The sequence below is a fragment of the Serratia sp. H1w genome (assembly GCF_000633355.1).
In the GTDB taxonomy this organism is placed as follows: Bacteria; Pseudomonadota; Gammaproteobacteria; order Enterobacterales; family Enterobacteriaceae; genus Chania.
This window is the reverse complement of sequence record NZ_AYMQ01000057.1, coordinates 40,798-52,203: the sequence shown is the minus strand read 5'-3', so window position 1 is coordinate 52,203 and position 11,406 is coordinate 40,798. Positions and strand designations below refer to the sequence as shown.

At 55.3% G+C, this 11,406-nt stretch carries 12 protein-coding genes; 5 read left to right on the top strand and 7 right to left on the bottom strand.

Annotated elements, in window-relative coordinates:
• Positions 1–165: 165 nt before the first annotated feature.
• Positions 166–714: a SecY-interacting protein gene (syd, locus tag U869_RS0114455; protein ID WP_025120867.1), complete on the bottom strand. Its 549-nt coding sequence runs from the start codon at positions 712–714 to the stop codon at positions 166–168.
• Positions 715–777: 63 nt separating this feature from the next.
• Between syd and queF the strand changes: the two genes are divergently transcribed.
• From queF to xni, 3 genes are all read left to right on the top strand, one after another.
• A complete protein-coding gene (gene queF, locus U869_RS0114450; protein ID WP_025120866.1) occupies positions 778–1,623 on the top strand; it encodes an NADPH-dependent 7-cyano-7-deazaguanine reductase QueF in 846 nt (281 codons plus the stop codon).
• 192 nt (positions 1,624–1,815) lie between these two features.
• Positions 1,816–3,180, top strand: coding sequence for a nucleotide 5'-monophosphate nucleosidase PpnN (gene ppnN / locus U869_RS0114445; RefSeq protein ID WP_025120865.1), 1,365 nt, complete (start codon positions 1,816–1,818; stop codon positions 3,178–3,180).
• Between the two features lie 56 nt (positions 3,181–3,236).
• Positions 3,237–3,995: a flap endonuclease Xni gene (gene xni / locus U869_RS0114440; protein WP_025120864.1), complete on the top strand. Its 759-nt coding sequence runs from the start codon at positions 3,237–3,239 to the stop codon at positions 3,993–3,995.
• Positions 3,996–4,025: 30 nt separating this feature from the next.
• Here the strand turns inward: xni and rlmM are convergent, their stop codons facing one another.
• The 4 genes from rlmM to U869_RS0114420 all read right to left on the bottom strand — a co-directional run bounded on the left by rlmM (position 4,026) and on the right by U869_RS0114420 (position 7,438).
• Positions 4,026–5,129 carry a 23S rRNA (cytidine(2498)-2'-O)-methyltransferase RlmM gene (gene rlmM / locus U869_RS0114435; RefSeq protein WP_025120863.1) on the bottom strand — a complete coding sequence of 368 codons (1,104 nt, stop codon included), beginning with the start codon at positions 5,127–5,129 and terminating at the stop codon, positions 4,026–4,028.
• Complete coding sequence (locus U869_RS0114430) at positions 5,122–5,517, bottom strand: DUF423 domain-containing protein (protein ID WP_025120862.1); 396 nt, start codon at positions 5,515–5,517, stop codon at positions 5,122–5,124. The genes rlmM and U869_RS0114430 overlap by 8 nt, the downstream gene beginning before the upstream one ends.
• Before the next feature lie 52 nt (positions 5,518–5,569).
• Positions 5,570–6,487: a transcriptional regulator GcvA gene (locus tag U869_RS0114425; protein WP_025120861.1), complete on the bottom strand. Its 918-nt coding sequence runs from the start codon at positions 6,485–6,487 to the stop codon at positions 5,570–5,572.
• A gap of 729 nt (positions 6,488–7,216) precedes the next feature.
• On the bottom strand, positions 7,217–7,438 hold the full coding sequence (locus tag U869_RS0114420) for a YgdI/YgdR family lipoprotein (RefSeq protein ID WP_025120860.1): 222 nt from the start codon (positions 7,436–7,438) through the stop codon (positions 7,217–7,219).
• 193 nt (positions 7,439–7,631) lie between these two features.
• Here U869_RS0114420 and csdA point away from each other — a divergent pair, with 193 nt between their 5' ends.
• Entirely contained in the window at positions 7,632–8,837 is a 1,206-nt protein-coding gene (gene csdA / locus U869_RS0114415) for a cysteine desulfurase CsdA (protein ID WP_025120859.1), read from the top strand.
• A 19-nt stretch (positions 8,838–8,856) separates the two neighbouring features.
• The gene (gene csdE, locus U869_RS0114410; protein ID WP_025120858.1) at positions 8,857–9,291 is read left to right on the top strand and encodes a cysteine desulfurase sulfur acceptor subunit CsdE; all 435 of its coding nucleotides are present in this window, start codon (positions 8,857–8,859) and stop codon (positions 9,289–9,291) included.
• On the opposite strand, the gene tcdA is transcribed toward csdE, so the two are convergent.
• Together tcdA and mltA are read right to left on the bottom strand one after the other, a co-directional pair.
• Positions 9,282–10,088 carry a tRNA cyclic N6-threonylcarbamoyladenosine(37) synthase TcdA gene (tcdA, locus tag U869_RS0114405; RefSeq protein ID WP_025120857.1) on the bottom strand — a complete coding sequence of 269 codons (807 nt, stop codon included), beginning with the start codon at positions 10,086–10,088 and terminating at the stop codon, positions 9,282–9,284. The genes csdE and tcdA overlap by 10 nt on opposite strands.
• Positions 10,089–10,232: 144 nt before the next feature.
• Positions 10,233–11,378, bottom strand: a complete 1,146-nt coding sequence (gene mltA / locus U869_RS0114400; protein ID WP_025120856.1) for a murein transglycosylase A — start codon at positions 11,376–11,378, stop codon at positions 10,233–10,235.
• Positions 11,379–11,406: the final 28 nt, after the last annotated feature.

Sequence of the window (11,406 nt, the reverse complement as noted above, 5' to 3'; positions counted from 1 at the left end):
ACGGATTACACAGAATTTGACTTAACGCCTCTAGCTATAAACAAATAACTAATTGATATATAAAGAAACAAAAGAAAAAATAAACCACTAAAATGAAAAATTAAAAGCGATCTCTCACAGCTTTTGTAAGAGATCTCTCACACGCGCCAAGCGCAAAATTGCCGATCACTGCAACCTGGGGCGCAATGCAGCGAGGAATTCCCCCAAACAAGCGGCTAACAGCGTACGTTTCTTGCTGCCAAATTGCTCAAGCAACACATTGCCGCTGACGTTACATAACGACACTACCGTCATCTCCGATTCCGTGGTCGCCAGGAATAAGGTCGGCGAGAGTTTCAGGCGTTTTTGCGTCACCAGATGCCCAATCAGATTCTCCTGCAGCCGAATAAAGTCGTCTTCACTCCAGACCTGCAACAGCGTCAACGAGTGTTCACCAAACTGCGCACTCATATCCCCGGCATATTGTTGGGTATAGAAGGTATGAATATCCGGCTGGAGTTGCAGTTCCAATGCCTGCTCAACTTTTTCCAGGCTGGCCGCAGGCGTAAAAGGCTGCGGCAGCCACAACACCGTGTCATCGCGATTTTCGACGGTACAAGGTGAAGCCACGCCGTAGAGTTCCTGGCTAGCCGGTGCATGGCCGTAAAGCTGCTGCCAAGCGTCGACATAGCGCTGGGTAAATTCAAGCAGGGCGTGCGATACATCATGGTCCATATTTTTTCTCGCATACGGTAAACTGGTGCCCATTGTACCTATCTCACACCAAGGTGACAGCCCATGTCCTCCTATCAAGATCATCAGGCTCTGGCAGCACTGACGCTAGGCAAGCCAACCGCATACCGTGACAGCTACGATGCTTCACTGTTACAGGCGGTGCCGCGCAGCATGAACCGCGAGCCGCTGGGGCTTTATCCCGACAGCCTGCCGTTCCACGGTGCCGATATCTGGACGCTGTATGAACTTTCCTGGCTCAATGCCAAGGGCCTGCCGCAGGTCGCGGTTGGGGAAATCAGCCTGAATGCCAACAGCCTCAACCTGATCGAGTCCAAAAGCTTCAAGCTCTATCTCAACAGTTTTAACCAGACCAACTTCCCGGACTGGGAGGCAGTACGCAGCACGCTGCAACGCGATCTCGCCGCCTGCGCACAAGGGGATGTGAGCGTTACCCTGTTCAGCGTCGATCAGATTGAAGGCAGCCCAATCGCCCGGCTGGCAGGTGAATGCCTCGATCAGCAGGACATCAGTATTGAGAGCTACGAATTCGATACGGGCTACCTGCAAGGTGCAGCTGGCAGCCGGGTCGTTGAGGAAACGCTGGTCAGCCATCTGCTGAAATCCAATTGCCTGATCACCAATCAGCCCGATTGGGGTTCGGTGCAAATCCGCTATCGTGGTCCACAGATCGACCGCGAAGCCCTGCTGCGTTATCTGGTTTCGTTCCGCCATCACAACGAATTCCATGAACAGTGCGTTGAGCGGATCTTTAACGATCTGCTGCGTTTCTGCCAGCCGGAACAACTGAGCGTTTACGCCCGCTATACCCGCCGCGGCGGCCTGGATATCAACCCATGGCGCAGTAATGTGCCGTTCGAACCGGACCATGGCCGTCTGGCCCGCCAATAATGCGTACCAACGCTCAACAACTGAGCTAACGGACGGTTTGTATTGGTAAAAATCCGGGGACGGCGGTAAGGTTAAATCAAGGATGCCCGCTTTTTAGCCAGGCATTCTGGCAGGCATTGCAAAATTCTTACCGGCGTACGCACAAGCCGGTAAGGATTATTATCGCCCCATAATGGGCGCAAAGGAGTTACCTTGATTACACATATCAGCCCACTTGGCGCTATGGATTTATTGTCGCAGTTAGAAGTAGACATGCTCAAGCGTACCGCCAGCAGCGACCTGTACCGCTTGTTCCGCAACTGCTCCCTGGCGGTGTTAAACTCCGGTAGCCAAACCGACAACAGCAAACAGCTGCTGTCGCGCTATGAAAACTTCGATATCAACGTACTACGTCGTGAGCGTGGTGTAAAACTGGAGCTGGTGAACCCGCCAGAAGAGGCCTTCGTTGATGGCCGCATCATTCGCTCACTACAGGCCAACCTGTTTGCCGTACTGCGCGATATCCTGTTTGTCCACGGCCAAATGGACAACGCCGGGCGCTTCCAACATATGGATCTGGAAGACTCCGTGCATATCACCAACCTGGTGTTCTCCATCCTGCGTAATGCCCGCACGCTGCACCTTGACGAAGATCCGAACATGGTGGTGTGCTGGGGCGGCCACTCGATCAATGAGAACGAATATCTGTATGCCCGTAAGGTTGGTAGCCAACTGGGCCTGCGTGAGCTGAATATCTGCACCGGCTGTGGGCCAGGGGCGATGGAGGCACCGATGAAAGGGGCCGCTGTCGGCCATGCGCAGCAGCGCTACCACAACAGCCGCTTTATCGGCATGACTGAACCTTCAATTATTGCCGCTGAACCGCCGAACCCGTTGGTTAACGAACTGGTGATCATGCCAGATATCGAAAAACGTCTGGAAGCCTTCGTGCGTATTGCGCATGGCATCATCATTTTCCCTGGCGGGGTCGGTACGGCGGAAGAGCTGCTGTATCTGCTGGGTATTCTGATGAACCCGGAAAACAGCGAACAGGTCCTGCCGCTGATCCTTACCGGGCCAAAAGAAAGCGCCGATTATTTCCGCGTGCTGGACGAATTCATCATGAATACGCTGGGTGAGAAAGCCCGCCGTCACTACACCATCATCATCGACGATCCGGCCGAAGTGGCCCGTCAGATGAAAAAGGCCATGCCGCTGGTGAAAGAGAACCGTCGCAATACCGGCGATGCCTACAGCTTTAACTGGTCGATCCGCATTGCACCGGATCTGCAACTCCCGTTCGAGCCAAGCCATGAAAACATGGCCAATCTCAACCTGTATCCGAACCAACCGGCGGAACAGTTGGCGGCGGCATTGCGCCGTGCGTTCTCAGGGATTGTGGCGGGTAACGTGAAGGAGAACGGCATTCATGCCATCGAACAGTTCGGCCCGTACAAGCTACATGGCGATCCGTTAATGATGAAGCAGATGGATAGCCTGTTGCAGGGCTTTGTTGCCCAGCATCGCATGAAACTGCCGGGAACCGCCTACGTACCTTGCTATGAGATCGTAGCGTAACCCTCACCCAGGGCGGCGTAATCTCCGCCCTTATTCTTAACGTTGCTGTCTTGCCTATGCCTATTCATTTACTGATTGTCGATGCCCTGAACCTGATCCGCCGCATTCATGCCGTGCAGGGGTCCCCTTGCGTCAACGCTTGCAAGCATGCGCTTTTGCAGTTGATCCAACACAGCCAACCCACCCACGCCGTCGCGGTGTTCGACGAGGACGACCGCAGCGCAAGCTGGCGTCATCAAATACTGCCCGATTACAAAGCCGGGCGCTCGCCGATGCCAGACAACCTGCATCAGGAAATGCCGCAGTTGCGTCAGGCATTTGCCGAACTAGGCGTTACCAGTTGGCATTCAGCGGGCAACGAAGCGGACGACCTGGCCGCCACTCTGACAGCCAAACTTGCCGCTGGCGGTCACCAAGTGACGATTGTCTCCACCGACAAAGGCTACTGCCAACTGCTGGCACCCAGCGTGCAGATCCGTGACTACTTCCAGAAACGCTGGTTGGATATGCCGTTTGTCCAGCAAGAGTTTGGCGTGTTACCACAACAGCTAACGGATTATTGGGGGCTGGCGGGAATTGGTAGCAGCAAGATCCCGGGCGTTGCCGGTATCGGGCCCAAAACGGCGGTATTGCTGCTGCAACAGATGGGGAGTCTGGATGCTTTGTATCAACACCTGGAACAGGTGCCGGAAAAATGGCACAGCAGGCTGTTAGAACACCGTGAGCTGGCCTATATCAGCAAGCAGGTCGCTACTTTGCGTACCGATCTGACGCTGGACGGCAATCTGCAACAGTTACGTTTGCCAACAAATTAAGGGCGCTACCCACGGCAGCGCCCTATCGTCTTACTCGCGCTCGTCGCGGCGGCCAGGAATGGCCGACCACATGCGGCGCACATGCACGGTGACTTCTTCCCGGTCATGATACAGCTGCTTGGCGTGGATCTCTGCGCTAATCCCTTCGTTGGCCAAGGCCTCGTGGATACTTTGCAGGTTCTGAGCGACCTCTTCATAACGCTTCTTCATCGGCAGCTTCAGGTTAAAGATCGCCTCACGGCACCAACCTTTGAGCAGCCATTGGATCATCAGGCTGGTGACCTTGGCCGGCTTCTCTACCATATCGCACACTACCCAGTAGTTTTTGCTGGTGGTCGGTTCGAACCGGAAACCATCGGCACGGTGATGGGTTACCTGCCCGGTATCCATCAGGCTCTGGGCCATCAGGCCATTGTCCACCGAATGCACCATCATGCTGCGTTTGACCAGCTGGTAGGTCCACCCGCCAGGGCACGCCCCCAGATCGACCGCAAACATCCCGCTGCCTAAACGCTCGTCCCATTCGTCTGCCGGGATAAACACGTGGAAAGCCTCTTCCAGCTTCAGCGTAGAGCGGCTTGGGGCATCGGACGGGAACTTCAGGCGTGGGATCCCCATATAGAACGGAGAATTGTTGTTGCTGTAGGAATAGCCCACATAGCAGCAACCCGGTGCGATGAAGAATACGTGCACCACTGGGCGGGATGCGTTCTCACGGGCCATCAGCACTTTCTGCTCACGCATGGCACTGCGCAGCGGTACGGTCAGCTTGCGGCAGAACTTCAGCAGCTCTTTGCTTTCGTTGGTATCCGGCACTTCGACCCGTAATTCACCACCGCGATCGACCACGCCCATCAGCATGCCAACAATCGGTGAAACCCGATCCTCCGGCGGCAAATCGCGCAGCAACTCACCCACCACCAACATCTGGCGGGCGAAGATCAGTTCGCGGAACGGGATCTCTTTCGCCAGGCGATCGGCATCGTCCGGCTGATAGCACTCAAACAGCACATAGCCGCTGTTGTCTTTGACTCTGGCAAAACCGAACACTTCCAACTGGGCGGCCTTGTCGGTGATTTCCGCCGCACACTCTTTTTCAAACCCTTGGCGGCAGTACAACGCGATTTTATTCATGGCGCTCGGCCTTTTTCCTCAGACGCAAAGCGCCAATCAACATCAATGCCCAACCGATCAGGAAGCAGGTCCCGCCTACTGGCGTGACATAAACCCAAACCTTTTGGTGAGACAGCGCCAGACAGTACAGGCTGCCGCTGAACAACACGGTGCCGAGCGCTAACAGCGCCCCGCTCCAATAAAACCACAGGTTGACCCGGCGCTGCATGGCAACAGCCAGCCCCAGGATCGCCAGAGTATGGAAACCCTGGTATTCCAGCCCGGTGCGGATCCAGGCCATTTCGTTGACCCCGAGCGCACTACTTAATACATGCGCACCAAATGCGCCCAGAGCAACAAATACAAAACCACTGATAGCAGCAAAAATCAGCATAGAACGGCTACTCATCGTTATTCACCTTAATCGAGGTTAACCAGCCACAGCATCACGGCAGCCGGCCCTATTGTTCATAGCGAAAGCGGAACTTCTCCTGTTCGCTGGCCGCACGCGCCAAGATCCATTGGCGAAAGGCGGCTATTTTACCCAGTTCTGCCTGGCTGTCATGACATACCAGATAAAAAGCGTTTTTACTTACCAGCACGTCATTAAACGGGCACACCAATCGACCGGCTTCGATCTCGGTTTGCGCCATCACGTTGTTCACCAGCGCAATCCCCTGGCCATGCACGGCCGCTTGAACCACCATGGCGCTATGGCTAAAGATTGGCCCTTGCTGCACGTTGATATGCTGTAACCCCAGTTGGCGGGTATATGCCAGCCAGTCGCGGCGTGAAGTATCATGCAGAAGCGTATGATAAGCCAGATCCCCTGGCACTTTCAGTGCATGATCGCCCGTTAACAGGCTGGGAGAACATACCGGCAGCAGATATTCCGCGTACAAACGCTCGGTGCGTACCCCCGGCCAGTTGCCTCGGCCATAAAAAATCGCCACATCAACGTCATCCGCCAGCTTTTCCTCTTCACGGTCAATGGCCTGGATGCGCACATCGATCCCCGGATAAGCTGAGTTAAAGCTGGAAAGGCGTGGCACCAGCCACTGAATGGCGAAACTGGGCGGCAGGCTGACCGTCAATGCCCCTTTGGCGCTACGTGCCTGGAGCTTGCGTGTTGCCTCGTTGATCGAAGAGAAAATTTCTTTGATATCGAGGTAATAACTTTGCCCCTCTTCGGTCAGTAACAGCGAACGATTACGCCGCCGAAACAGCTTCAGCCCCAGAAAATCCTCCAGCGATTTGATCTGATGGCTCACCGCGGCCTGGGTAACAAACAGCTCCTCGGCCGCCTTGGTAAAGCTTAAATGGCGGGCTGCCGCGTCAAAAACCCGCAGTGCATTAAGAGGAGGGAGACGTTTAGACATGAATTGGCCCTTGTGTATTGCAAACTACGGCGTTGTCAGTTGAATGCACAAGAGCGACCACTAGGTCACTCCTCGGCTTTAGTTACATTTATGTAACAACTGGCCGACGGGTTTCGCAAACAGGATCAGGCCGCAAGATACATAACGTCAGTAGCCCATCCGTGTGGACTATTGCCATTAGTTTTTTTAATCCGAGCCATTATAAATTGTCCGTTGAGCATGCGCCAGTAAATACCTATAGTGGCGGCACTTCCCGAGCCGGAACGAAAAGGAATTGGGTGTCGAGGACGCCGATGAACTTTTGGCTTTGTGGTTGTGATGTTGTGTTTGCAATTTGTCCGCCAATTCGGACATGGTAGCTAGGCTACTGTTTTTCACTTCCTGTACATTTACCCTGTCTGTCCATAGTGATTTTATGCAGCACCGCAAGCTTTGCGGTGCTTTTTTTTGCCTGCAGGTTTCCAGGTTGTGTCCCGTCATTGCACGTGAGCACCGCTGGAGGTCATTTGGACGCGTAGCAAGGCACGAACCGTGCAGTTTGGTGGGCCCAAATAAGCGGGGAGAAACGCAGATACGCGTCCAAATGGCCCCAGCCCGAAGGGTCGCGCCCCAAAAGCCCGTACTCAGCGTTGTCGGGCTTGAACTTAGACCCACTAGGCCCTGCACCCTCCGCCTTGATTACGGGCTTTTGGGACTGCGACGGTGCCACGCTCAATGGCGGGACACAACCTACTTACCTTCAACCATTTCCTTCACATCGGCACGGTTAATCTGCTGTTCAACACCGTTGGCGTCTTTGTAGCTGATCATCCCGGTATCTTCGTCTACCTTTGGTTTCCCATCGGCGACAATGGTGCGTCCATCGCTGGTATGCATGACGTAGTTGCTTGAGCAAGCTGCCAGGGTAAACGTGAGCATCAGGGCAGAGATAACTGCGGCTGTCTTGTTCATTTGTGACTCCTTGTAGATAAAAATGCTGTAAAACTCATTTCTGTTATTTAAGGAACTCATTCGTACGCCAATATTCAGCATAACAAACTTTCGTCAGATTTCCAGGAAACGGCGACAATTGTGCAGGATAACTTGTCTCAGACGCCAAAATAGGACAGGATCAATGGCTGACAAAGCCACTGATAATCAGCCGATGACGCCTTTTGAGCCTATCTTGTTCCGCAGCCAGTTTCCGGCCCTTCAACAGGCAGGAATTTATCTGGACAGTGCCGCTACCGCGCTAAAACCGCAGGCGGTGATCGACGCAACGCAGCAGTTTTACAGTGCTGACGCCGCCACCGTACACCGAAGCCAGCATCGCGCGGCGCAGGATCTGACTCAGCGCTTTGAGCAGGCACGCCAGCAGGTCGCTACCCTGATTAATGCCCCTGATGCGGACGATATCGTTTGGACGCGTGGCACCACAGAAGCGATCAATCTGGTCGCGCAAAGCTATGCTCGCCCACGCCTGCAGCCGGGGGATCAGATCCTGGTCAGCGAGGCCGAGCATCATGCCAACCTGATCCCATGGCTGATGGTGGCCGAACAGACCGGTGCTCAGGTGGTGAAGTTGCCGATAGGCACCGATCGTCTGCCGGATCTGTCGCTGCTCCCTTCCCTGTTGTGCGAAAAAACCCGCATTCTGGCTTTGGGGCAAATGTCTAACGTCACCGGCGGATGCCCGGATATCGCACTAGCCATCGAGCTGGCCCACGCGGTGAATGCGGTGGTGATGATCGACGGCGCGCAGGGCATTGTGCATTGCCCAGCCGACGTCCAGCGGCTCGATATCGATTTCTACGCCTTCTCTGCGCATAAGCTCTATGGCCCAACCGGCATCGGTGCGCTGTATGGCAAGACCACGTTGCTGGCTCAAATGGGGCCGTGGCAAGGCGGGGGGAAAATGCTGACTCAGGCCTCTTTCAGCGGCTTTACGCCACAAAAACCGCCGCACTGCTTTGAGGCTGGCACACCGAATATTGCCGGGGTGCTTGGGCTGGGTGCCGCATTGAGCTGGCTGGAAACACAGGATATGGCCGCTGCTGAACAGTACAGCCGCGCCCTGGCGGAAAATGCCGAGCAGCGCTTGCAGCTGTTACCTGGATTTCGCAGCTTCCGCAGTTCCGGCTCCAGCGTCCTGGCATTTGATATTGCCGGGATCCACCACAGCGATATCGTCACCCTGTTAGCCGAACAAAACATTGCGGTACGCGCGGGCCAGCACTGCGCCCAGCCCCTGATCGCCGCATTAGGGGTGAGCGGAACGTTGCGCGCGTCGTTTGCGCCTTACAATACGCAGGAAGATGTCGATGCCCTGGTGCTGGCATTGACCAACGCCATCGAATTACTGGCCGAATAAGATGCAAAACCAAGAATCCTTGCTTGCCCCACACCCTTTTGGCCGTGAAATTACTGAGCCAGCGCTGATAGCAACATTCAGTGCGTTGAAACAGTGGGAAGATCGTTACCGCCAACTGATCATGCTGGCAAAACGCTTGCCGCCACTGGCAGCAGAGTTACGGCAGGCGGAGAGGGAACTGAGCGGTTGTGAAAACCGTGTCTGGCTGGGGCATCAGTTGCTGGCTGATGGGACGCTGCATTTTTATGGCGACAGCGAAGGGCGCATCGTGCGCGGCCTGCTGGCAATCTTGCTGACCGCTGTCGAAGGTAAAACGCCGCAACAGGTATTGGGCACCGATCCCTTGGCCTTGTTCGATCAGTTGGCGCTACGTGCTCAGCTCAGCGCCACCCGAGCCAGCGGCTTGGCTGCCTTGGCGGCCAGGATCCATGCTATAGCCGCCAGTTATGCCTGACGAGCTGCCTTTGCCACCATCTTCTTCAACGCGTGGGAGACGGCAATAAAGCCAAAGGTCGCGGTGACCATGGTCGCCGCACCAAAACCGGCGCTGCAATCCATTTTCTTCGGCCCTTCTGCGGTACTGCGAGAAGCACACACTGAACCATCCGGCTGCGGGTACATCAATGGTTCGGTGGAGAAGACGCAATCAATGCCCAGCTTACCCTTGCTGTTTTTCACTACGTTAAAGTCGTTCTTCAACCTTTCACGCAGTTTGGCTGCCAGCGGATCCTGAATGGTTTTCGCCAGATCGGCCACGGCGATCTGCGTAGGATCGATCTGCCCGCCGGCACCGCCAGTCGTTACCACCGGGATCTTGAAACGGCGGCAATAGGCCAACAACGCCGCTTTTGGCCGCACGCTGTCGATGGCATCAATCACATAGCTGAAGTTATGGTCCAGCAACTCGGCGACGTTATCCGGGGTAACAAAATCATCCACGCAGGTCACCCGGCATTCCGGGTTGATCGCAAGAATGCGCTCCGCCATCACTTCGGTTTTCGACTGGCCAACATGCTGGCGCAGGGCATGGATCTGCCGGTTGGTGTTGGTGACGCACACGTCATCCATGTCGATCAGGGTGATCGCGCCAATGCCGGTTCTTGCCAGCGCTTCAGCCGCCCATGAGCCGACGCCACCAATACCGATCACACAAACGTGCGCCTGGGCAAACAGCGCCAATGCCGACTGGCCATACAGGCGTGCCGTGCCGCCAAAACGCTGCAAATAGGCCTCTGAATAGGCTGTACTCATGTCGTTTTACTTACCTTGGTTGTAAAATAGTCAGGGCCGGAAGATCCGGCCCTGAGGGCGCTCATAAACTACCGGACTCACAACGTTGGGCGTTGCTAAACGGGCGCAGCATGCAGCGCCCACTACGGTCGAACATGTTTTAACTTAACGGGTGACCAGTTGGGAACCACTCGATGAAGACAGTGGTTGATTAGCGCTGAACAACTGCGCCCCAGCGTTGCCGCCTTTCAATACCCAGACCCGGCCATAGTGATTATAGAACCCCGCCGAGTGACCGGCTTCCGGGCCGATCCCCTGGTACATATCAAAGTGCTGACCTTTAATCGCCCCGCCCACGTCGAGCGCGACCATCAGGCGCATTTCATATTTTCCCGTGAATTTACCCTTGTTGTCCAGTAACGGGACTTCTGCCAGCAACGTCGTGCCCGCCGGGATCAGGGAGCGATCGGAAGCCACGGAGGCTTTGGCAATCAGCGGCACCGCGCTGGCCCCTTTCACCGGAGCGAAAGGCACCGGGTGGAAGAACACGAATGACGGGTTTTGTTCCAGCAACTCACGCACTTCGGCTTCGCTGTGGGTTTCCGCCCAATGACGAATGGCCTGCATCGACATATCGGCCCTGGCCACTTCCCCGCGATCGATCAACACTTTGCCGATACTGCGGTAGGCATGGCCGTTCTTACCGCTATAGCCAAAGAACACCAACGGCTGACCGTTACCGAAATCGACATAACCGCTGCCCTGCACTTCCATCATGAAGTTATCCATCAGGGAATTGGTGTAAGCGATGATATAGCGGCTATCCAACGCCCCGGAGTAGATACCGGCACGATCCGGCAGACGGCGCTTACCTTTACCTGGCATGCTGTACAGCGGGTAGCGGAATTCGCCCTGTTGGGTATAGCGTGCCTGTAACACTGGAGTGTAGTAGCCGGTGAACTGGACGTTGCCATAGCTGTCGACGCCTTCCATCTGGTAGGCGCTAAGGCCGAACTGGTTCAGTTGGCGCGTATCCGCCCCCGACGCCATCCAGCTCTGGACTGCCTGATAGGTGGAGTTATTACGGTTAAACAGCGACGGCGAAGCGTATTTAATCTCCATCAGTTGGTTGGAGTAATCCTGGCCGTTGATCGGGGCGCCTCTGGCATTGGGGCGATTCACCAACTCCAGCGACTGATCCAGATGACCATCTTTATACTGCTGCCCCCGGTCGGTCGGTTTTGACGAACAACCGGCCAGCACCGCAATCACTAACCCACCCAGCAGGTATTTGCCCCAACGTCCTTTCATTGCACACTCTCTCAGACTGATATGTTCT